Here is a 21,614-nt window from a genome sequence, read left to right on the forward strand (position 1 = left end):
TTAGAAAGGCAGTGTCACTACTTCGCTGCCGCCAATTCCTGCGTGGCTTTGTCCACCGCCGCCTGGTCTTCGGTGGCGTGGGCGCGCCCGGTTTGGGCTTTGGCCGCGCCCTGGAGCAGGCGCACGGCCAGACGGTCCGCCCCGTAGCCTTTGTATTTCACGCCGAGGTCGCGCAGTCGGGTTACGCCTTCGGCAAAGGCGGCGGGGTCATCGAGGCGGCCCATCATGTTAGCCAACGGCTCGGCCAGGTTGAACTTGCCCTGCACGCGGGCCGCATCGAATTTGTCGCGCACGAAAGGCCATTCGGCGGCACCTCCGGCCTGGGCATAGGTAGCTACCACGGCCTGGGTGAGGGCGCTATGGCTGTCGCCTTCCAGGGCTTTGGCACGGGCCAGCGCCTGGGTGGGCTGCACGGCGGCCAGCGCACCCAGGGCAGCACCCTGCACGCCATACGACAGGCTATTCAGCTGCTGGCTAAAGAGCTTCTCGTCTTTCTTATCCTTCGCTTCGCCGAGAGCTTTAAGCAGCTGCGCCATCACGATGGTATTCTTCTCGGTGGCAGCCAGCTTGCGCAACGCGGGCGCGGCGGCTTTGGCCACGGTTTTGTCTTCCAGGTTCAGGGCTTCGAGGGCGCCCTGGCGCACCATGTAAAATTTGTCGTTCAGCGCGGCTAGCAGCACGCCGCGGGCGGCGGCGTTGGTGGTTTGCTCCTTGGCCGCTGCGGCAACTGCTTCCAGCCGGTCCACGAATAGCGGGGCGTGGCTGTACTGGTACACGTATTCCGCAATGGGCTTATTGTCGGTTTTTAGCCACAGCGTTTTTTTGTTGGCGTCCACATTCACCAGTTCGGGCCTGGCGGGCAGGGCCATCGAAAAGGTTTGGGTGGCTTCGGTCATGGTCACGGCCTGGTGCAGCACCTTGCCGCCCACGTAGTAATCGATGGTGAACGGCAGCTGAAACGTTTGGCCCGCCTGGGTCTGCTTCACGGTCACCGACTGCGTTTTGCGGGCGGTATCCCAAGCGTAGTCAATCGTCACGACGGGATGGCCCGGCGCGAAATACCACTGGTTGTAGAACCAGTTCAAGTCCTGGCCCGACACGGCTTCAAACGCCAGGCGCATCTGGTGGGACTCGCCGTTGCCGAAGGCATTATCCTTCAAATACTTTTGCAGGCCGGCGAAGAAAACGTCGTCGCCCAGGTAGGTGCGCAGCATGTCCATGATGGCGCCGCCCTTCTGGTAGCTCACCAGGTCGAATACCTCTTCCTGCTGGTCGTAGTGGAAGCGGACGAGGGTTTTGGTGGCGTCGCGCGGGCTCATCAGGTAGCGGCGCAGGTAGCGGTAGTAGTGGGCATCGGCGGCGTCTTTGCCGTACTTGTGCTCAGCGTAGAGGCCTTCCGAAAAGTCGGCCATGGTTTCATTTACGGTGATGTTGGACCAGCTTTCGGCCGTCACGTAGTCGCCAAACCACTGGTGAAATAGCTCGTGCGCAATCACCGATTCGCTGGAGTATTCGCGGTCGAGTAGCTCGCGGTCAGTCATTTGCACCTGTTCGCCGTGCAGGGTGGCGGTGGTGTTTTCCATGGCGCCGCTCACGTAGTCGCGGGCCACAATCTGGGCGTATTTATTCCACGGGTACTCCACGCCGAGGCGGTTGGAGTAAAACTCCAGCATGTCGGGCGTGTTGCCAAAAATCTGCTTGGCGAAGGGCGCGTACTTGGGTTCGAGGTAATAATTGACCTCCTTGCCGCGCCAGGTGTCCTTATAGATTTTGAAGTCACCCACGGCCATCATAAACAGGTAGGGCGAGTGGGGCAGGTCCATTTTCCACACGTCGGTGCGCAGGCCGGGGCCGGCGGGCGTGCTGCTCGCCAGGCGGCCGTTGCTGAGCGTAACGTACTTGCTGGGCACGGTCATGCTGATTTCCTCGGTGGTTTTCTGGTTGGGCCGGTCGATGGTCGGGAACCAGGCCGACGAGCCTTCCGTCTCGCCCTGCGTCCAGATTTGTACCGGCTTGCCGGCCGTGGCCGAGTCGGGGTTGATGAAATACAGACCCTTGGCATCGGTGATGGCGGCGCTGCCCTGTACTTTCAATTCGTCGGGTTTCGAGGTGTAATCCAGGTAAATGGTGTATTCCTCGCCCGGCTTGAAACTGCGGCCCAGGTTGATGCGCAGGTTCATGCCGTCGGCGTAGTCGTATTTCAGCGGGGTTTGCTGGCCGCCGCTCACCAGCGCCACGGCTTTGATGTCCATGCCTTTGGCGTCGAGGCGCAGCGAGTCGGTGGGGTAGGCGTGGGGCTTCAGCGTCACCCATTCCTTGCCGTAGAGGTAGCGCTTGGCGTAGTCGAACCGTACATCCAGCTTGGTGTGCACAAGGTCGTTGATTTTGGTGGCCGAGGCGCGGTAGGGCGATTCCGGCTTGGCCGGCGGCGGGGTGGGAGCCTGGGCGAAAGCCGGGGTGGCGGCCACCAGACCCAGGAAGCCCGTTGCAAAAAGATACTTCATCAAAAAACGGCGGTGAGTGAAAATTGGGAGTTCGCGCGAAGGACACAGCGACGGGGCCGACGTTGCCGCTGGAGCTACGAAAGTAGCAGGTGAAGTAGCGCGAACTTTGTAGTTCGTGTGGCAGAACGACAATCGTCGGAACGGCGCGGGGACGCGAACTGCAAAGTTCGCGCTACTGCCCGACGTAAGTTTGTGGCCTCATCAACCCCCTGCTGAATGCGACTTACGCGCTACGCCACGCCCCTTTTCTACATTTTTTTCACCTTTAACGTCCTCGCCCAGAGCCCCGCCGACAGCAGCCGCACCCTGCGCGAAGTTACCGTTTACGCCTCGCGCCTGAGCCAGCCCCTGAGCCAGACCGGCCGGGCCGTGACGGTTATTTCCGGGGCCAGCGTAGCCCGCTACCCGGTCAATTCGCTCGATGATTTACTGCGCTGCCTGCCGGCACTGGAGGTGCAAAGCCGCGGCAGCTTCGGGGCACAGGCCGACGTGAGCCTGCGCGGCAGCACCTTCACGCAGGTCCTTTTCCTGCTGGATGGCATGCGGCTCAACGACCCACTGACGGGGCATTTTGGGGCTTACCTGCCCATCACGCCGGCCGAGATTGAGCAGATTGAAATCATTCGGGGCGCGGGGGCCGCGCTCTACGGCCCCGATGCCGTGGGCGGTGTCATCAACATCGTCACCAAAACCTTCGCCGCCACTACGCGCCACGCCGAGGCCGAGCTGACCAGCACCACGATGCGCGGCGAGTACAACCTCTGGCACACCAACACCGGCGGCTTTCTGGCCACCAACCGGCTGCGGCTGGGCGGCGGCCTGCTGCTGAACACCACCGACGGCCAGCCGCGCCCCACCCCCAGCACCCAACGCAGCGAGGCCAACCTGAAAACCTACTCCCTGTCGGCGGCCTACGACCTGACGGACCGGCTGAGCGTGGCCGCCCGCGCCAGCCTCGACCGGCGCGACTACAACGCCCAGTATTTCTACACCAACAGCCCGCTCGACCAGGCCCGCGAAACCACCAACCGCGACTGGTACCAGGGGCAAGTCCGCTACCAGGCCAACGAGCATGCCCGCACCGAGGCGCAGGTGTCGGCCAGCCGGGGCACCGATTATTACGTGTTCAATCCCGACCCAAAATTCATTCCCAGCGACCACCTCACGCACTACACCAACGTGCTGCTGAGCCACCAGCAGCAGTTTTCGGAGCGCGTGCGGGCCACCGTGGGCGGCCAGGCCGACCGCCGCGCCGTGGTGAGCAACGACCGGGGCATTCATGCCAAGTGGCACTACGCGGCCTTTGGCGTGGTGGCCCTCACGCCCTCGGCTGGCCTGGCCCTCACCGGCGGCCTGCGCCTCGACCACGACCAGTCGTACGGTACCGAACTGGTGCCCCAACTCAACGCCAGCCAGCAGCTGGGCGAGGTGCTGACGGTGCGCGGGGCCATTGGCCGGGCCATTCGGGCACCGGATTTTACGGAGCTGTACAATAACAACGGCCACGTCGGTACGGTGTCCAGCAATTCCAACGTGGGCAATGCAGGCCTTCAGGCCGAGCGTACGATGAACTACGAGGTGGGGGCCGACTACCGCTCGCTGCCGGGCCTCACGGCCAAGGCCACGTATTTTCTGCGTCGGGGCAACAACCAGATTGACTACGTACCCACGCCCGGCGCCCAGGTTATTGAGGCCTCGGGCCTGGCCAACCTCAATCCCGCCGCTACCTACCGCTTCGCCCAAAACCTGTTTGAAGTAACCACCCAGGGCCTGGAAACGGAGCTGACGTACGCACACCAATTCACTACCAAAACCCGCTTCGATGGCAGCGTGGGCTACACCTATGTGCACGTGCGGAATGCCGAAAATATTGCCTCGCAGTACCTCGCCAACATTGCCCGTCACGTAGTGGCCGGCACGGTCAGCCTCACCTCCAACCGGGTAAATGGCAGCCTGAGCGGCCTCTGGAAACAGCGCGATGGCAGCGCCGTGGCCGCCATTGCCCGCACCCAGGCCACCGAATACGTGGTGTTCAATGCCCGCCTGGAGGTGGCGCTGCTGCCCCAGCGGCTGTGGCTGACCGGGCAGGCCCAGAACCTGTTCGATGAGCAGTACTCCGACCTGCTGGGTGCCCAAATGCCCGGCCGCTGGCTGATGGGCGGCGTGCGGCTGGCGCTGCGGTGCTAGTGGGTGGTGAGGCCGTTGTCGTCCAGCTCGTCATCGTCGCGCACGCGGGACAGGCTACCTTCCAGGTCCACAATTTTGTCGGCTACGGTGGGACCGGGGCGTTGCGGCGCTGGGTTGGGAGCCTGTTTATACACGTCGATGGCGCCGTTGGCATCCAGCAGGGTGCGGGCGCGGTCGGCTTCCTCGGCAGTGGCGGTATTTACGGTGAGGACGGCGCTATCGGGTCGAGTGGCGGCGATGTGGGCCTGGGCGTCGGCATTTTCATTGTCCGCAAATAAGTCGGTGAAGAACCGGACCAAGCCTTCTTCGAAGGGCTCAACGGCAGCCGTGTTATCTGTGGTGGGCAGGTGTTGGGCCCGCAGGGTTTCTTCGGTCGCCAGGTTGAGGTTGCTGCGCTGGAAGCCTTCGGCGAGCAGGCGTTCGATGGCAAACTGCGCTTCCGAAGCGCTGCTGAATAATCCGACGACGGTTTGGGCCATGGTGCGCGGGGAAGGGTACCCATTCTCTACGGCGGTGACATTGATTGGTTGTGTGCGAGTCTTTCTGGCGGGGGCATCACCCCCTGAACCCCGCTCCGAAAAGGAGAGGGGACACCGGTTTTGCGTGTATATGTAGTGGACGACTGGCACCCCCTCTCCTTTTCGGAGAGGGGGCCGGGGGGTGAGGCGCCCCGCCAGAACGACTAGCTTACAACTACTTCAGCACCTTGCAGCGGCTGGGTAACCGGCCGGCGGTAATCAGCGCATTCAGGTCGGCGGCGGGGTTGGGGTAGGTGGAGCGCGGGCCGCAGTCGCAGAGGGCCGTAAGCGGGTCGCGGTCGATAATCATGGTTTCCATATCGGCCAGCGACGGGGCGGTGGTCAGCTGCGCGTAGTCGGCGTAGGTGAGCTTGAGGAAGGCCACGTTGGGGCCAATACCCCGGTTGTCGAGCCAGTAGCCCTGGGCCAGTGCCGTGGGCTGCGGCAGGTGCCCCGACACGTCGCTCGGGGCCGGATAGGCCACGATGCTGCGGCGGTCGTCGCTCAACGTCACGGGCACCAGCTCGTGGTAGTCGGCTTTGGTTTTGTAGAGGAGGGTGGGGGCTGTGGCCGCTACCGGCGCGGTGCCGCCGGCCGGCGCTGTTGCCGTGCGGGCCGCCTCCGGCGTGTGCGTCATCCGGCTGCCGGTGCAGCCCGCTACGGCCAGCAAAATCAAGGTGCTTGCTCTCATGGGTTCACAGAAATTTTCTTGGTGATGAGGCCGGCTTTGGTATCGAGCTGCACCAGATACAGGCCGGCCGCCAGATTGCTCACCGGAATGGTCAAGGGTGCGGCGGGACTTACACGGGTGGTTTCGAACACTACTTGCCCGGTCATATTCAGCAGGCGCGCGGCGGCCACGGGCGTGCTCAGAGCGTGCAGGTCCACGTTTACCACTTCCTTCGCCGGGTTCGGATAGATGCCCACCTGGGCCGCCAGGGTGGCGGGGGCGGTGGCACTCACGGCCCCGCGGCTCAGGGCCATATCGAACAGGTAGGTGCCGGTATTGCCCGCGAAGTAGGGCGCTACTTTGATGTAGAGCGTGCCGCCATTGCCCAGGAAAATATTATTCGGCATCACGTCGTCGTAGGTGGTCGACCAGGTGTTGCCGCCGTCGGTGGAGTAGGAAAAGAGGGCGTCGAGGGAGTAGGTCTGGCCGTTGCCGCTGTTGTAGGAGTCGTGCAGGCGGGCCGTGATGGTGTAGCTGTTGCCGGCCGGCAGGTTCAGCTGGTAGTAGTCCACGTCGGTGGTGAGGTGGCAGTTCGAGCCCACGGTGTTGCGGGTGGCGCTGTTGCCGCTGAAGCTGACCGGCAGCGCCCGGGCCGAGGCCACGGCATCGTTCGGCTCGTAAGAATCGGCGGCCAGGGCGGCGGCCTGCACGGTCACGCGGGTGGGGTTTTGGAAGGTGCCGGTGCCCGTGAGCTGCCAGGTGCTGGAGCCGGTGGGCTTGTGCAGCACCGCCAGCAGATACGTCCCCGGCGCGGCTGTAACGGCCGTGGTGCTCAGCGTGAGGTAGGGCGCGAGGTAGGTGTAATTGGCCGGCAGGCCGGTGGTTTCGTTGTAAGTATTGATGGTTTGCACGAAGGTGCCATCCAGGTTGTACAGCCCCACCATGTACTGGCCGGTGAAGGTGCTGGTGCTGGCGTTCAGAATGTTGAGGTTGACGGAAGCAGCCTGGCCCTGCGTGAAGGTGGTGGGCGTGGTGGTGATGGCCGAATTGAGCCGGATGGTGTTGTTATTGATGACCGTGATTTGAGGCAGGTTGGTAAAGCCGTTGCGGTCGGCTACCAGCATCCAGTTGCCGCCGGTAGGCCGAAAGAACACGCCCACCCGGTAGGTGCCCGGCAGCACGCTAAACAAGCCCGTGGTGCTGAACGTGAGGTTGTTGGTGTAAGTGTAGCCAGCGGGCAGGGTCAAACCGGTTTTGGTTTCCACGTAGTCCACCAGCGCATTGTTGAGGTCGAACACGGCGGCGCAGTAGTCGCCCGCAAACGCAGCCGTGCTGGTATTAAGCAGGTTGGTGCTCACCGAAAACGCATTGCCGTAGCCGATGGTGGTGGCCGAGGGCGTGACGGCGGCGTTCAGGCCCATGGCAGCCGCGGCCGTACCGCCGCCCCCGCCACCCCCACCGCCAGCCGGCGGCTGAATGCCGATGATGGCCTGCTGGCCGCTGTTGTAGCCGCCGCTGCCGCCGCCGGTGCCCAGTCCGGCCGGGTTCACGGCGTTGATGGAAAAGTACCCGTCATAGGCCCCGCCCCAGCCCCAGTTGAAGTGCAGAAAGTTGTTGTTGTCGTAGCCATCGGCCACGAAGCAGTGGCCGCCGCCGCTGCCGAAGCCCGCGTACACGATGGGCCGGCTGGCGTCAAGCTCCGCCTTCATCATGTTCAGCCATTGCGTGTCCGAGTAGTTGGCGCGTTGCAGGCCCTGCATGGTGGTGCGGTAGCCAAAGTAGGTTTTCAGGGCGTACTCGGCGCAGTCGGGGCCGTTGCTGGCGGCCGAAATCACGTAAGCGTTGCTGGAATGGGCGCTGTAGCCCATGTTCACGCTCACGCCCACCTGGTACATGAGGGTGGCCACGGCCGTATTGGCCGAGGTCACAGAGTTGGGCATCGAAGTCCACTGGTAGGTGGTGGTGCCGAAGTTGGCCGAAAGCGTGCCCAGGCTGGTTGTGTTGTAGGAGTGGAAGCCCGCGCCGGTGGTGGGGTAGTTCCAGAATTTCATGACCTGGCACATGGCCGTGGCCACGCAACCGGTCACGGAGCGTCCGCCCCCGGCGTTGTCATAGGGGCACAGGTCGTTGTAATAAGGCTGCTGGTTCCAGCGCGTGGCCACCAGCGGCGCCACGGCGGCCGTGCCGGTGGGCCGGCCGGCGGCCGTGGCGCCGCTCAACAGTTCCTGCCAGGCCCCCCGAATGTCGGGTGTGGCGGCGGTGTGCGTTTCCACCACCTGGCGCACCTGGGCGCGGTAGCCTTCGAGCCACTTGGCCACCTGCGGGGCCAGGTGCGCGGGGTCGAAAGCGGACTGGTCGGAGTAGCCCAGCACGGGCGTCACCTGGTCATCGCCGGCCACCAGCACGAAGCCGGGCGTGGGGCTGGCGGTGCTGAAGACGTAGAAAGCCGGCGCCGGCTTGGTGGCACCGGGCGCGGCCATCGAGCCCATTTCGGCCCGGTAAACCAGCGCCAGTGCCGCGCTGGCGGGCAGGCCGTGCCCGGTGTGGGTGGTGAGAAAGGCCCGGCCGACGCGCTGGGCGGTAGCTTCGTCGATGGGGTTGGCGACGGCGCGGCTCAGCAGCAACAGCAGGAGCAGGGCCAGTGAGTACAGTTTTTTCATGGGCCGGAGCAGGTTACTAACAATGAAATGGAAGTGCAAAGGCCGCCGCCGTTCGAAGCAGGCGGGCACCTGCCGGAAGGCCTCGGCAACTTCCAAAGGCACTGCTTTTATTCTTAATAAAGCGGATGTTTATATTGAATGTAATCAGGGATGATGTGCGGTGCAAAGGCAGCCGATGCATAGTCGAGCAGTTACCTCAAAAAGTCGACTAAATCGCGGCAGCGTCTACTAGTCCATTGCCGGACCCCGGCTCCAAGCCATTGCCGAGGCCGGCGCGCTGCACCCCCTGGGCCGAGTGGAGAAATCAAGCACAGCTGCCCTGGGGTGAGGAATGCCTTCAGCACCCGCTCCCGCTGGAGCAGTGCAAACAAACTCATGCAAAGCCACCGCTTCCTGCTACCTTCCGGCCGGGCTAGGCAGGGAGCCGGGCCCGTTTCACGCACCACCCCTACACCTACCGCATGGCCCAGCCCAAATACGCCGCCCGATTCGAGAATTTCTTCGCCAACCTGCGCCTCAACCGCGACCAGTTTGCCGACATGGCCGCCTACACCCTGCAGGCCCTCAAAGACGGCAAAAGCCGTTATCAAGCCCTTGCCGACCCCCTCGAAGTGGCCCTCACCGACTACCGCACCACCCACGCCGGCCAGCTGTCCGGCGAAGGCCAGGCCAGCACCATCACGCTGGCCCAGGCCCTGGCCGACTTCAAGGCCTACGTGAAAAAGACGGAGCGCAAGGTCATCATCCCCACCTACGACGAAGGCAGCCCCGACCTGCTGGCCATCTTCCCCAAAGGCCGCTCGGGCCTCACCAAAAGCAGCCAGGCCAAAGTCGAAGATGCCTTCACGGCCTTCCTCGACGCCCTCGATGCCCGGCCCACCGTCTTCACTTCGCCCGTGCGCACCGAAGGCCGCACCGTGCTGGCCGCCCTCACCGCTGCCCTGCAACGGGCCGATGGCCTGGCCAAAACCGCCGGCACCCAGCGCGTCGACCTGCACGACGGCCGCCAGGCCGCCTGCACCGCCCTGTTCCGGGCCTACGGCACCCTGCTGGTAGAGTTTGCCGAGAAGCCGGGGAAGGTGGCCCCGTTTTTTGATTTGAGCAAGGCCGATACCGGCGGCGGTAAAAAAGTGAAACTGCCCCCGCCCACCAACCCCGAAATCTAAATTCAGCTGATTCTGCACCGAAAGGCCCGTTCCGGAACTCCGGAACGGGCCTTTCGGTGCAGAAATGAGCACTCCGGAGCTCCGGAGTGCTCATTTCCGTGCGGAGTTGGTTGTTCCGGAGCTCCGGAATGGGCTCCGCCGTGCAGAAATAGCTGTTCCGGAGCGCCGGAGTTGGCTTGGTAAGCCGCGAAGGGCGTTCCGGTGCTCCGGAACAGGCTTTGCCGGACGGAAATGGTCGTTCCGGAGCGCCGGGAGATGGCCCCGGCCGGTATGCCGGCGCGGGCCGGGCTACGGCATCCGTTCCCACACTTCGCCAGCTAGGCTCACCATGCGCACCAGTCCTGCCTGGCGGTCATAGTAAAGCTCCCGCATGAACGAGGCCGAGACCGGCGCGCAAGTTGGCCCCCGGTCTGAAGCTATGAAAGCTACCACTTCTCCATATTGCCGGCCTCGCACGGTAAGCTGCTGAAACGGCCCGTTCAACTGGGTGTTGCTTGGGAATTTCAGGCCTCGGCAGCTGTAGTAGTCGCTGATGAGGTCGGTATTGCCCGCAAAATCATACCATTCGCCTTCGGCATAAAACCGACTGACGTTGGTTGCATAACCACCGGAACTCAGGTTGGTAAGCATCGCGGCGGCGCGGTAGAAGCGCAAGTCGGCTCCACCTTTGGCGCTGTCGGTGCGGCTCAGCCGCACGGTCACTTGGTCGTAGTAATTGAGCAGCTTCGAAGAGCCCGGAATACCGCCCGAATACGAGTGACTGGCCCCCTTAATGTCCTCGATAATCCCCGCCCGGTATACCCGCTGATAACCCTGCTGGTTCACCATTCTCCACTCATCGCCCTGGTGCACTTGCAGCCACAGCCGGTCCTTATCGGTGAAATGATAGTACGGTACCCCGTCTACGTTCGATAGGCCGTTGTCTTCCAGTTCATCTTTCGTGCAGGCCGAACTGCCCAGCAGCACACAGCCAATGAACACATACTTGAGGGAATGGAAAGTTGCCATGCGTTTCTGGAAAAGCTGAGAGGTGCTTGCTGAAACGAAAGGTATCCGCCGATAGCAGCGTTTCGCAAACGAAAATTGCCGACAATTAGACTTTGTAGATAAACTCTTTTGGTCGATATATATTTAATTTCAGTGACTTATGTGTTATTTATCAGTCGTTACACCTGGCATGCTGAGTGGCTTAATTCCCTCGCTGGCCCATGTCACAGACGCGCGCCAGCAGGGCCAGCCGAAAAGGCGCGTTCTACGTTATTTGTTGCTATGAACACCCTCCCCGCCCGCTGGCACCGCCTCACCACCCCGCTCGTGCCCGATGCCGCCCGGCGCGAGGCCGAATACCAGCGCCTCAGTGCTGCCTACCAAAGCTCCACGCGCCACTACCACACCCTGCAGCACATCGAAAACCTGCTGAATAGGGTAGAGGCCGCCCACCTGCAAGACCCCACCGTGGTGCAGCTGGCCGTCTGGTTTCACGATGCCGTGTACAACGCCCTCAAGCATGACAACGAAGCCCGCAGCGCCGCCGAGGCCCTGGCGTTTCTCAAAGACTCCACGTTGGAGCCCGCCCGGCAGCAGCGCGTGGCTTTCCTCATCGAGCGCACCGCCGACCACACCCAGCCCCAACCGGCAGATGATGCCGACCTGCTGCTTTTTCTGGATGCCGATTTGAGCATTCTTGGGGCCTCTGAGGCTGATTATTGGGCCTATGCCCGCCACGTTCGGCAGGAATACCGCCTTGTGCCCGACCTACTCTATCGGCCCGGCCGCCGCAAGGTGCTGGCCCGGATGCTGGCCGCCCCGGTCCTGTTTCGGACGCCGGCCATGCGCGCCGAACTCGATGCCGCCGCCCGGCGCAACCTGGCCGCCGAAATAGCCGCCTGGGACCAGGGCGGCTTATAACCTGGCCGCCTGGACTGCGCTGGGCCGGGTTTTTAGCAGATTGGTCCGGATTTCATCCGCCGTTCAGCCAGTACGGGGCAGCTTTAAAAAGTGCTGGTTAAACTTTTGATGATTCCATCGGCTTTAGCCTCCTGCACCCACGCCCTTCCATGAGCCTTACTTCGTACCCCGAGCTGATTCCTTCTTACGAACACGAGCGCTTGGCGGCGCTGCAACCCTACCGAGTGCTGGGCACTCCCGGCCAGGGCGTTTTCAACAACTTCGTGAGCATGGTGGCCAAGCTGCTGGAGGTGCCCATTGCCCTGGTGTCGTTGGTGCGCGAAAGCGACGTGGTATTCATCGGCAACGAAGGCTTGTTCGATGCCGACGTGGTGGCCCGCGAAGACAGCATGTGCTCGGTGGCCATTCTGAACGACGGCCTCACCGTGTTCGAGGACATTGCCGCCGAACCTTGTGCCCTCGTCAACCCGTTCGTGGCGCAGCACATGAACCTGGGCTTTTACGCCGGCCAGGCCCTGCGCGCGCCCAACGGCATGGCCCTGGGCAGCCTCTGCATCATCGACCGGCGCCCCCGCCACCTCACCCCCGCCGAAAGCCAGCTACTCACCCAACTAGCCTTCGTGGCCCAGGACCTGCTCGCGCTGCAAGCCGCCACGGCCCCGTCCGTCCTGCAGGAGCCCGTCCTCCAGGCCCGTCTCGAAGAATTGGTGCAGCAGTCGCTCACCCGTCTCCAAACTCTGGCCCAGCTGATGCAGTGGGACACCGCCGCCGACCCGGCCGATAAGGACCGGTACACCGCCTCCCGCCTCGACGAAGCCAGCTACCTGGCGCAGGCGCTGCACCGCGAGCTGCAGGCCGCCCTGCGCTAAGAAGCTGTTTGAGTTAGCTGAAAATCCTTCTGAAACGTCATGCTGAGCGCAGTCGAAGCATCTCTACCGCTTCGTTCGAACGGTTCAACGAAGCGGTAGAGATGCTTCGACTGCGCTCAGCATGACGTTTTTAGTAACTCAAACAGCTTCTAAGGCCTGGCTGGCCCAGCCAGTGGCCCCCGAATACTCACTCGCCCAGCAGGGTAATGACCAGCGTACGCCGGCCGCCGTGGTCGCGGTGCTCACCTAGGTAGATGCCCTGCCAGGTGCCCAGGGCCAGCCGCCCATTGGTGACGGGAATGCTGACGCTGCTGCCCAACAGGGCGGCTTTCAGGTGGGCGGGCATGTCGTCGGGGCCCTCGGAGTTGTGGCGGAAGTAGGGGGCATTTTCGGGCGCGGCCCGATTGAAAAACTGCTCGAAATCGTGGCGCACCGTGGGGTCGGCATTTTCATTGAGGCACAGGCTGGCCGAAGTGTGCTGGATGAACACGTGCAGCAGCCCGGCCCGCACCTGGGGCAGTTCGGGCAATTCGCGCAGCACCAGGTCGGTGATGAGGTGGAAGCCCCGGCGCATGGCCGGGAGGTGGAAATGCTTTTGGTAAATCATGGGAAGGAGGCGGAAAATACGGTAGACATACGCGGCTTCGCGCCGCAAGTCGCAGCGCCCGATGGCGCGGGTCCCGATGGCGCGGGTCCTGATGGCGCGGGCCTGCGGCCCGTGCCGACTATTGGCAGGCCTCCAGGCCTGCAATCGTTGAACAATATGCTAATGGCGTTGAACGACCCACTGGCGGCACGAGCACCCACGCACCAGAGGCCCGCTAATAGCCGGCCCGGGCCACAGGCCCGCGCCATCGGCCAGTTTAGCTAGAACCGACCTTTTTCGCGGTTACCTTTGTTGATTCCCTGCGCCGAAAACCCACCGGCGCAGCCCCAAAATCAGCCCAGAATTCCGTGATAGTTTGCATTGCCGAAAAGCCCAGCGTGGCCCGTGAAATTGCCACCGTGCTGGGTGCCACCCGTCGCATGGACGGCTACATGGAAGGCAACGGCTACCAGGTGACCTGGACTTTCGGCCATTTCTGCCAGCTCAAGGAGCCCGACGACTACCAGCCCGAGTGGAAGCGCTGGAGCCTGCACAACCTGCCCATGATTCCGGACAAGTTCGGCATCAAGCTCATGCGCCGCGACGAGGGCGTGGTGAAGCAGTTTCACACCATCAAAAAGCTGGTGGACGAGGCCACGGAAGTGATAAACTGCGGCGACGCCGGGCAGGAAGGAGAGGTGATTCAGCGCTGGGTGCTGCAGGAAGCCAAGTGCCGCAAACCGGTTAAGCGCCTCTGGATTTCGTCGCTGACCGAAGAGGCCATCCGCCAAGGCTTCGCCAACCTGCGCGAGGCCAAGGAATTCGACAGCCTTTACCAGGCCGGCAAGAGCCGCGCCGTGGGCGACTGGCTGCTGGGCCTGAATGCTACGCGCCTCTTCACCCTGAAGTACACCACCTACCAGGACAAGCAGCTCCTGAGCATCGGCCGGGTGCAAACGCCCACACTGGCCCTGCTGGTGGAGCGCTGGCACGAAATCCAGAACTTCCGGCCCGAGCCGTACTGGGTGTTGAAGACCGAATACCGGGGCACGCTGTTCAGCCACATGGCCGCGCCCGACAAAGCCAAAGACGCCGACGCCGCGCCCGACACCAGGAGCCGCCTGCGCGCCCTGGGTTACTTCGTGACCGAGGAAGAAGCTAAGGAAGCCCTCGAAGCCGTGCGGCCCGCGCCCCTGCGCGTGACCGACGTGGAGATTAAGAAAGGCCGCGAATCGCCGCCGCGCCTGTTCGATTTGACCTCGCTGCAGGTGCAGTGCAACAACCAGCTGGGCCTCTCGGCCGAGGACACGCTGAAAATCGTGCAGGTCTTGTACGAAAAAAAGGCCGTGAGCTACCCGCGCGTCGACACCACGTTTCTGCCCGACGACCAGTACGCCAAAATCCCGGGCATCCTGCGCGGCATCAATGGCTACGATGCGCTAACCAAGCCGCTGCTGGCCGCTAAGATTCCGAAGACGCCCAAGGTCTTTAACAACAACAAAGTCACCGACCACCACGCCATCATCCCGACCGGCGCGGCCGGCCCCGGCGGCGGCATGGAAACCAGCGTGTACGACATCATCACGCGCCGCTTCATCGCTGCCTTCTACCCCGATTGCGAGGTGAGCAACACCACCGTGCTGGCCGAAGCGGCTGAGCGTCCCTTCCGCGTGCGCGGCCGCCAAATCCTGAACCCCGGCTGGCGCGTGGTGTACGGCGACCCCACCCAGCAGGCCGCCCCTAAGCCCGCTGCCCCTAACAACGGACAACTAACAACTGACAACGACGACGATGCCGTGGCCACCGTCCTGCCCAACTTCGTGAAGGGCGAAAGCGGCCCCCACGACCCGCGCCTGGAAAGCAAGATGACCCAGCCGCCCAAGGATTACACCGAGGCCACGCTGCTGCGCGGCATGGAAACGGCCGGCCGCAACATCGACGACGAGGAGCTGCGCCAGGCCATGAAGGAAAACGGCATCGGCCGCCCCAGCACCCGCGCCGCCATCATCGAAACGCTGTTCAAGCGCAACTACATCCGGCGCGAGAAAAAGCGCATTGTGCCCACGCCCACCGGCGTCGAGCTCATTGGCCTGATTCGCAACCCCACCCTGAAATCGGCGGAGCTCACCGGTCAGTGGGAGCACAAGCTGCGCCAGATTGAGCGCGGCGAGCTGTCGTCGGAAGGCTTCCTGGGCGAGCTGTCGGGCCTGGTGAAGGAGATGGTGGCCGAAGTGAAGAACGACGGCCGCGGCCGCATGGTCACGTCCGGCAGCGCCGAGCTGGCCGTGCAGCAGGAACAGAATTCGGCCGCGGCAGGAGGAAGCAAGGTGCCCGCTGGCATGACCGGCGGCCGCCCCACCAAGCCCGGCGGGCCGGCCACCCTGCCCGGCGCCAACGGTCTCGGCTACTGCCCGGCCTGCAAAACCGGCCACATCGTGCGCGGCAAAACGGCCTTCGGCTGCGTGCGTTTCCGCGAGGGTTGCAGCTTCCGCCTGCCGGCCGAAGTGCACGGCAAAAAGCTGAGCGACCCGCAAGTAAAAGTCCTGCTCGCCAAAGGTCGCACACCCGTGATGAAGGGCTTCGTGGGGGCCGACGGCCAGAAGTTCGACGCCGCCATTGGCCTCGACACAGCTTTTCAGCCTACCCTGCTGCAAGTGGCCGAAAGCAAGCCCGGCGCCTCGCCCGACTCGGGCCAGATTCCGTGCCCGGTGTGCCAGTTGGGCACCATGCTCAAGGGCAAGGCCGCCTACGGCTGCTCGCGCTTCCGCGAAGACTGCCAGTTCCGCGTGGCCTTCGAGTGGGGCGGCAAAACCCTCACCGAAACGCAGCTCAAGCAGTTGCTGCGCAAGGGCGAAACGAGCGTCATCAAAGGCTTCATCTCCGCCAAAACCGGCAAGAAGTACGACGCCGCGCTAAAAGTGGAGGAGGGGCGCGTGGTGCCAGTGTTCGGGTAGGTTTTTACTTAACGACCACCAACTTGCCAATTCACCCGCAGATTGACTTGGTAGTTGCTTTTGAAATCGGAAAGCAGGCTTGGTTCAAAGCTGATGGCTGTATGGGGCAGTGGCACCTGCGCGCTTACGAAGCCCATGGGGCCGGGCAGTTCGGTTTGGTTGTTTCCGATGCTGGTCCCGATTCCAACGGGCATTGCGATGCCCGCCAGCACAAAGCGGCCGGTGCGGCGGCCCAGGCCCGAACCTATTCCAGCTCGGGCAAGGTAATGCCCCAGGCAATTGCTGCCCAGTCCCAGGTCCGATTGCCAGTACACCTTTTCGCGCCAGCCCAGCCACCAGGCAAATTGCGGCCCTACGCGCAGCGTTGTCAGGGTGGTGTCGTAGTAAGTAGGCAGCCGATAGCCCAGTTTGCCCATGTTCAACCCCAGGCGGAGGCCTCCACCGAAACGGTGCGGCTTCGCAAAGTTTACTTCTGCAAAGGGGCTGATGGCATACAGCGGAAAGGAGGTGCTTGGCAACTGTCCCAACCCGGTAGGCACATACCTATTGACCTGGGTGATGGCTAGTTCGTCTTTGCCGGCCCAGGCGCCCACGCCCACACTTACAGTGGGTCCTGGGCCGGCATGTGCTAAGTCGTAGCGCGCCTCACCACCCGCCACGCGGGCGCGGTGTTCATACTCCGTCACATCCGTGGAAGTACCGCAACCGGAAGTGCCTACGATGTCGGTGTAGGACGACTGCTGAGCATCGAGGCTAAGGGTCAGGCGCCCGGCCACGGTGCTGTCGGCCGGAGCTGGTCCCTGGCTGGTGAGCACGAATACAGCGGCCGCCAGGCTCACCGGCAACAGGCGCGGCAGCGTAACAGAACTCAAAAAATTTAACGACCAGCTAGTCGATTCTCCGACCACTCGGGTTGAGCCCGCCGCGAGCAGGTGGCCCGCCTCCAGCGCCAGCACCGCCAACAGCAAGCCTTTCACGGCCACCGTTTCGGGGGGCGTCAGGGCCGTGGCCGACAAGCCTGCCGTGAGGCCCAGCATCCCCACCATCACCAGCAAATAGCGGCTGGCCGGCACCAAAGGGGCGTCATGGGGTTGGCTAAGGGCTGGCGAGTCGACCCGACCCACCCGCCACACCCAGACACCCATTGCCAGCAGGCCCAGTGGCAGCAACCACAGCTGCAGGCCGAGCCAACGGGTGCCCAGCCAGATGAATACGTTGCCCGCCACCGGCTCGCTGGCCGGGTCGCGCCAAAAGGCCTGGGCGAAGCGCCCGAGCAGCAACAGTCCCGTTTGCAGCAGCAGCCACGCGCCCACCGGCCAGCGCTTGTGGCGGGTGGCCAGCAGCACCCCGGCCACGGCGGCGCACAGCAGCATGGCCAGCACCTGCGTGGGCGCCACCGGCAAGCTATGGGCGGCCGTGGCGGGCAGCAGCCCGGCCTGCACCTGCATCGCCCACGGATGGGTGCCTGCTGCATAGGTGAGGCCCCAGGCGCCCGTGGTGGGCAGCCCGAAGCAGCAGCCCGTGAGCACGCAACCCACGCACTGCACCACCAGCGCCGCGCACAGCGGCAGGGCCAGCGCATCCAGCACCGCCCAGGGCAGCCCCAGCCAGCGCCGCAGCGCCAGCACCGAGAGCACGGCCGCCAGGCTGCCGCCCAGAATGGAGCGGGCCGAGTCGGCTGGCGCATCACTGCACAGCAGGGCGTTCCACTCGCCCACGGGGTGCGTGATGAGCTTGGAGCCCAAGATGAGCGCCAAGCTGCTGGCCGCCACCAGCGTCAGCCAGGGCCGTAGGGGGAAGCCGCGCCGCCAGCCTTCCCACAGCAGCAAGGCCACGTTGGTGAGGGTGGCCAGCAGGTAGAAGGGCGTGTAGAAATCGTGGCCGTGAGTATCGGGTAGGGTCATAGCGTAGGGTAGCTAGTCGGGCCAGGAAAGGGAAGTCTAAACTTACGCGGCTGCGCAAGCGGGCTCCAAAACAACTTTCACAGTTTTTAGACTTCGCTATCTGCTACGGCACGGCTATAACCTTCTGACCATAAGTGGTAATCGTTGAAATAATCAGGCATTACAATAAAGCATAATGGGCCTTTAGTGCGCCAGCGCAGGCTGCCGTTTGGCTTCGCTAGGCTGCTCCCCGTACCGCACAATGTTCCGGGCCATGCCCTTGAAAATGATGCCGTGAAAGGGCAGCACCGAATACCAATACAGGCGCCCGGCCAGGCCGCGGGGGCGGTAGGCGGCCAGCTGCTCTAGGGCGTGGCTGCCGTCGTCCTGGTCCACGATGCGGAACTGCAGCCAGGCCTCGCCGGGCAGCTTCATTTCGGCGTAGAGCAGCAGGCGGCGGCCGGGTTTGTCGGCCACCAGCACGCGCCAGAAGTCGAGCGGGTCGCCGGCCCGCAGGCGGCTGGGCGAGCGGCGGCCGCGGCGCAGGCCGGGCCCGCCCACGGCCTTGTCCATCAGGCCGCGCAACTGCCAGAGCCAGTCAGTTTTGTACCAGCCCCGGTCGCCGCCGATGCGCCAGATGTTGTCCAGCACCTCCGCCACCGGCCGCCGGAAGGGCACGAACTGGCGGTCGAAGAACATGCCGTTTTTGGGAATCTGGATGGCGTCCATGTAGTTCTGGCGCATGGTGCCCGAGCTGATGGCGTCGCTCCAGCTGCTCACCACCTCGTTTTGCTCAATGCGCTGAAAGGCCAGGGCCAGCGCGGCGCGGTAGCTCATGCACTCGTGCGGAATGACGGCGCTGATGCTGCGAGCCGGGTCGCAGACGGTATCGTTTTTCAGGCTCTCGACCAGGCTTTGGGCCAATGAAAACGTGGTGCTCGTGACCAGGTACAGCCACCACGACGAGAGCCGCGGCGTGAGCACGGGCACCGTCACAATCCACCGCCGATAGCCGCGCTCGGCGGCCAGGCCCAGCAGCATTTCGCGGTACGTCAGCACATCGGGCCCGCCCACGTCGAAGGCCTGGCCGAAGCAGGCCGGGTTATCGAGCACCTGCGTGAGGTAAAACATGATGTCGCGGATGCCAATGGGCTGGCAGCGCGAGTTCAGCCAGCGCGGCGTCACCATCACGGGCAGCTTCTCCACCAAATCCCGAATAATCTCAAACGACGCCGAGCCCGAGCCGATGATAATGCTGGCGCGCAGCACGGTGAGCTTGGCGCGTTGGGCCTGGCCCAGCACGCTTTCCACGGCAAAGCGGGAACGAAGGTGCACGCTCAGGCCGTGGTCGTTGGCAATGCCGGAGAGGTAGATGACCTGGCGGGCCGCCGTGGTGTCCAGGTAGGCCGTGAAGTTGCGGGCCGACTGCTGCTCCTGCTGAAAAAAGTTGTCGTTGCCGCCGCTCATCGAGTGCACCAGGTAGTAGGCCGCGTCGATGTCGGTGGGCGCTTCGGCCAGGGTTTCGGGCCGGAGCAAGTCGCCCTGCACCACGCTAATCCGCGCGACCAGGGCTTCTGGCAGGGTTTCGGGCAGCGAGAAGCGGCGGGGGTCGCGCACCAGGCACACCACCTCGTGGCCGGCCCCGGCCAGCAGGGGCAGCAGGCGCTGGCCAATGTAGCCGGTGGCACCGGTGAGGAGAATTTTCATGCGGAATGAAATCAGAAGGGCCAGGCAGGTGCCTGGCCCCAAAACTCCTACGGGGGAGCCGAGCAGTTGTTTGCCTGCGGCTTAGAGACTGTTTGAGCTATTTTTTTAGTCGCCCGAACCGTGTAGCGACGCATCCTTGCGTCTTGTCGTTGAACAAAATCGGCCAACGATGAGACGCAAGGATGCGTCGCTACACCAGTCCGCTGGTATCCCTCGCTAACTCAAACCGCTTCTTAGGTCACTACGGCTTCACCCAACGGCCGCGCCAGGGCTGGCCATCCACCACCGTTTCGACCAGGTAGACGCCCGACGCTAAGGCTGATGCCGCGAACGGTAAGGTGCTGACGCCAGCCGGCACAGCTATTTCCGACTGCCACACCCGCCGGCCGGCCAGGTCGCGCACTTGCACGCTTAGGGTTTGGGCTTTGGGAAGGGTGAGGTGCAATTCCGGAGCAGCGCCGGGGTTGGGACTGATTTCCAGCGGCTGCGCGGCCACGGCGCTGCGGGCGGCCGTCAGCACGCCCAGGGTTCCGTTGTCGCTGATGGTTTGGGCGTAGATGCCATCGTCGGTGCGGCTGTCCTGCCACACGTTCACCAGCTGGTTGTTGCTGAAGGGCAAGGTGGCATATTTTTGCTTCGCGCTATTCACGCTGCTGAGCAGAATGTTGGGCGTAGCCACGGGAAAGGCCGGCTGGGCCAGGTAATTGACCTTGGTGGCCCACAGGGCGCGGTTGCTTCCGCTGGCATTGAGGTTTTCGGTGTAGGTGATGATAAGGCCCGTGCCGGTGTCGCGCAGGGTTTGGGCCGAATAATAATTAGCACTCACGCCCAGCACGGGTATGCCGCTGGTGCCCAGCATGGCCACGCCGGTGGCCGGGTTTAGCCGCTGCATGGTGAAGCCGGAGGTGCTTTGGGTGCTGCTCAACTCGTTCACTACCGTCCACACTTCGTTGCGGGCCGCCACGTATTGCAGTGCGCCGCCAATGCGCGCCGTGCCCGTGCCCGTCAGCAGTTCGGTACCCGAGGTGCCCCAGGGCAGGCTGCCATCGGCCAGCACGCGTTGGGCATACATGTCGCCCAGCGCCGCACTGGCGGGGTTGCCAGAGGCCAACAGCACGTAGAAGCCGCCGTTGCCGTCCGGCACCAGCACCGGGATTTCCGCAAAGCCAATGGTTTTGTCGCTCACCCGCACCGGGGCGGCCCATACGGGCGCACCGCTGGCATTGTAGCGCTGCGCATACACCGTCGAAACGCCCAGGCCGGAACCGGTTTCCTCCACGTACTGCACCACCACATCCTCGCTGCCGGGCACGGCCACAAAACTGGGCCGGCTGTAGCGCTTCACGGGGTCCTGAATGTCGACGGCCGTGGTCCACAGGGCTACGCCCGCGGCCGACAGCTTTTGCAGCGGCACAAACTTGGTGCTGTGCACGGTGTTGGCCGTGCCGCCTGCTATCCAGCCAATTATCACATTGTTGCCCGTGGTGACGCCGATGACCGGCCCGAGGCCCGAGGTGGCTGCTGCATCGAGCAGCGCGATGCCATTGGCGCCCCAAAGCTGCTGCCCGGTGGGCGAAACCTTGTAGACCACGCACTGATTGGCGCCCGTGCGGGTGTCCTGGAATGCTAATATGGCATTGCCCAGGTTATCGGTTTTGAGGTCATAACCGAAAAGGGCAGTGCCCTGGGGCTGGTTGCTCACCAGCAGCCCGGCGGTGCCCAGCTGGGGCCGGCCGTTCACGTCCAGCAATTGCAGGCGCATTTGGTAGTTGGTGCCGGGCACGGTTTCAAACCAGGAAACCCAGGTGCCACCGTTCAGAGCGGGCGAGATGCGTGGGGTTACTTCGCCAGTGCCGGCCACGTCGCGTACGGCCAGGTTCTGGGCAGGGTTGGCGTTCCACTGGGCCTGGGCCGAAGCCGAAGTCAAGGCCGTTGCCAGCAGCAGGAGTAAGGTTCTTTTCATAGAAAAACGGGTTGGACTGAAGCCAGATAAAAAATTGCC

Annotated in this window: 14 protein-coding genes; 5 read left to right on the forward strand and 9 right to left on the reverse strand. The window is 63.6% G+C overall.

The genetic code is table 11. The features are described 5' to 3' along the window. Positions 1 to 17: 17 nt before the first annotated feature. On the reverse strand, positions 18 to 2,504 hold the full coding sequence (locus JKL48_RS03380) for a M1 family metallopeptidase (RefSeq protein ID WP_201978389.1): 2,487 nt from the start codon (positions 2,502 to 2,504) through the stop codon (positions 18 to 20). 216 nt (positions 2,505 to 2,720) lie between these two features. Between JKL48_RS03380 and JKL48_RS03385 the strand changes: the two genes are divergently transcribed. After that, positions 2,721 to 4,691: a TonB-dependent receptor plug domain-containing protein gene (locus tag JKL48_RS03385; RefSeq protein WP_201978390.1), complete on the forward strand. Its 1,971-nt coding sequence runs from the start codon at positions 2,721 to 2,723 to the stop codon at positions 4,689 to 4,691. Here JKL48_RS03385 and JKL48_RS03390 read toward each other — a convergent pair. The 3 genes from JKL48_RS03390 to JKL48_RS03400 form a co-directional block, all read right to left on the reverse strand. After that, the gene (locus JKL48_RS03390; RefSeq protein WP_201978391.1) at positions 4,688 to 5,170 is read right to left on the reverse strand and encodes a hypothetical protein; all 483 of its coding nucleotides are present in this window, start codon (positions 5,168 to 5,170) and stop codon (positions 4,688 to 4,690) included. The two genes, JKL48_RS03385 and JKL48_RS03390, sit on opposite strands and share 4 nt — an antisense overlap. 214 nt (positions 5,171 to 5,384) lie before the next feature. Next, positions 5,385 to 5,900 carry a hypothetical protein gene (locus JKL48_RS03395; protein ID WP_201978392.1) on the reverse strand — a complete coding sequence of 172 codons (516 nt, stop codon included), beginning with the start codon at positions 5,898 to 5,900 and terminating at the stop codon, positions 5,385 to 5,387. Beyond that, a complete protein-coding gene (locus JKL48_RS03400; RefSeq protein ID WP_201978393.1) occupies positions 5,897 to 8,539 on the reverse strand; it encodes a thiol protease/hemagglutinin PrtT in 2,643 nt (880 codons plus the stop codon). The genes JKL48_RS03395 and JKL48_RS03400 overlap by 4 nt, the downstream gene beginning before the upstream one ends. 461 nt (positions 8,540 to 9,000) lie before the next feature. On the opposite strand from JKL48_RS03400, the gene JKL48_RS03405 reads away from it, so the two are divergent. Next, positions 9,001 to 9,705 (forward strand): hypothetical protein, encoded by a 705-nt coding sequence (locus JKL48_RS03405; protein ID WP_201978394.1) that lies wholly within the window; start codon positions 9,001 to 9,003, stop codon positions 9,703 to 9,705. A 288-nt stretch (positions 9,706 to 9,993) separates the two neighbouring features. Here the strand turns inward: JKL48_RS03405 and JKL48_RS03410 are convergent, their stop codons facing one another. Next, positions 9,994 to 10,713 carry a hypothetical protein gene (locus tag JKL48_RS03410; RefSeq protein ID WP_201978396.1) on the reverse strand — a complete coding sequence of 240 codons (720 nt, stop codon included), beginning with the start codon at positions 10,711 to 10,713 and terminating at the stop codon, positions 9,994 to 9,996. Positions 10,714 to 10,974: 261 nt separating this feature from the next. Here JKL48_RS03410 and JKL48_RS03415 point away from each other — a divergent pair, with 261 nt between their 5' ends. Further along, positions 10,975 to 11,613 (forward strand): HD domain-containing protein, encoded by a 639-nt coding sequence (locus JKL48_RS03415; protein WP_201978398.1) that lies wholly within the window; start codon positions 10,975 to 10,977, stop codon positions 11,611 to 11,613. Positions 11,614 to 11,762: 149 nt separating this feature from the next. After that, a complete protein-coding gene (locus JKL48_RS03420) occupies positions 11,763 to 12,482 on the forward strand; it encodes a GAF domain-containing protein (protein WP_201978401.1) in 720 nt (239 codons plus the stop codon). Positions 12,483 to 12,669: 187 nt separating this feature from the next. Here the strand turns inward: JKL48_RS03420 and JKL48_RS03425 are convergent, their stop codons facing one another. Beyond that, positions 12,670 to 13,089: a secondary thiamine-phosphate synthase enzyme YjbQ gene (locus tag JKL48_RS03425; protein WP_201978861.1), complete on the reverse strand. Its 420-nt coding sequence runs from the start codon at positions 13,087 to 13,089 to the stop codon at positions 12,670 to 12,672. A 347-nt stretch (positions 13,090 to 13,436) separates the two neighbouring features. Between JKL48_RS03425 and JKL48_RS03430 the strand changes: the two genes are divergently transcribed. Then, on the forward strand, positions 13,437 to 16,022 hold the full coding sequence (locus JKL48_RS03430; RefSeq protein WP_201978405.1) for a type IA DNA topoisomerase: 2,586 nt from the start codon (positions 13,437 to 13,439) through the stop codon (positions 16,020 to 16,022). An 8-nt stretch (positions 16,023 to 16,030) separates the two neighbouring features. On the opposite strand, the gene JKL48_RS03435 is transcribed toward JKL48_RS03430, so the two are convergent. The 3 genes from JKL48_RS03435 to JKL48_RS03445 all read right to left on the reverse strand — a co-directional run bounded on the left by JKL48_RS03435 (position 16,031) and on the right by JKL48_RS03445 (position 21,575). After that, positions 16,031 to 17,926 (reverse strand): prolipoprotein diacylglyceryl transferase family protein, encoded by a 1,896-nt coding sequence (locus JKL48_RS03435; RefSeq protein WP_201978407.1) that lies wholly within the window; start codon positions 17,924 to 17,926, stop codon positions 16,031 to 16,033. A gap of 183 nt (positions 17,927 to 18,109) precedes the next feature. Then, the gene (locus tag JKL48_RS03440; protein ID WP_201978411.1) at positions 18,110 to 19,612 is read right to left on the reverse strand and encodes an SDR family oxidoreductase; all 1,503 of its coding nucleotides are present in this window, start codon (positions 19,610 to 19,612) and stop codon (positions 18,110 to 18,112) included. A 241-nt stretch (positions 19,613 to 19,853) separates the two neighbouring features. Continuing rightward, on the reverse strand, positions 19,854 to 21,575 hold the full coding sequence (locus tag JKL48_RS03445) for a T9SS type A sorting domain-containing protein (protein WP_201978413.1): 1,722 nt from the start codon (positions 21,573 to 21,575) through the stop codon (positions 19,854 to 19,856). Positions 21,576 to 21,614: the final 39 nt, after the last annotated feature.

The sequence above is a fragment of the Hymenobacter rubidus genome (assembly GCF_016734815.1).
Taxonomy (GTDB): Bacteria; Bacteroidota; Bacteroidia; order Cytophagales; family Hymenobacteraceae; genus Hymenobacter; species Hymenobacter rubidus.

Bases quoted from the DNA above. Each gene is read 5' to 3' on its own strand.
- JKL48_RS03390 (WP_201978391.1), bottom strand. From the start codon at position 5,170: ATGGCCCAAACCGTCGTCGGATTATTCAGCAGCGCTTCGGAAGCGCAG.
- JKL48_RS03435 (WP_201978407.1), bottom strand. From the start codon at position 17,926: ATGACCCTACCCGATACTCACGGCCACGATTTCTACACGCCCTTCTAC.
- JKL48_RS03415 (WP_201978398.1), top strand. From the start codon at position 10,975: ATGAACACCCTCCCCGCCCGCTGGCACCGCCTCACCACCCCGCTCGTG.
- JKL48_RS03380 (WP_201978389.1), bottom strand. From the start codon at position 2,504: ATGAAGTATCTTTTTGCAACGGGCTTCCTGGGTCTGGTGGCCGCCACC.
- JKL48_RS03440 (WP_201978411.1), bottom strand. From the start codon at position 19,612: ATGAAAATTCTCCTCACCGGTGCCACCGGCTACATTGGCCAGCGCCTG.
- JKL48_RS03400 (WP_201978393.1), bottom strand. From the start codon at position 8,539: ATGAAAAAACTGTACTCACTGGCCCTGCTCCTGCTGTTGCTGCTGAGC.
- JKL48_RS03405 (WP_201978394.1), top strand. From the start codon at position 9,001: ATGGCCCAGCCCAAATACGCCGCCCGATTCGAGAATTTCTTCGCCAAC.
- JKL48_RS03385 (WP_201978390.1), top strand. From the start codon at position 2,721: ATGCGACTTACGCGCTACGCCACGCCCCTTTTCTACATTTTTTTCACC.
- JKL48_RS03425 (WP_201978861.1), bottom strand. From the start codon at position 13,089: ATGATTTACCAAAAGCATTTCCACCTCCCGGCCATGCGCCGGGGCTTC.
- JKL48_RS03395 (WP_201978392.1), bottom strand. From the start codon at position 5,900: ATGAGAGCAAGCACCTTGATTTTGCTGGCCGTAGCGGGCTGCACCGGC.
- JKL48_RS03445 (WP_201978413.1), bottom strand. From the start codon at position 21,575: ATGAAAAGAACCTTACTCCTGCTGCTGGCAACGGCCTTGACTTCGGCT.
- JKL48_RS03420 (WP_201978401.1), top strand. From the start codon at position 11,763: ATGAGCCTTACTTCGTACCCCGAGCTGATTCCTTCTTACGAACACGAG.
- JKL48_RS03410 (WP_201978396.1), bottom strand. From the start codon at position 10,713: ATGGCAACTTTCCATTCCCTCAAGTATGTGTTCATTGGCTGTGTGCTG.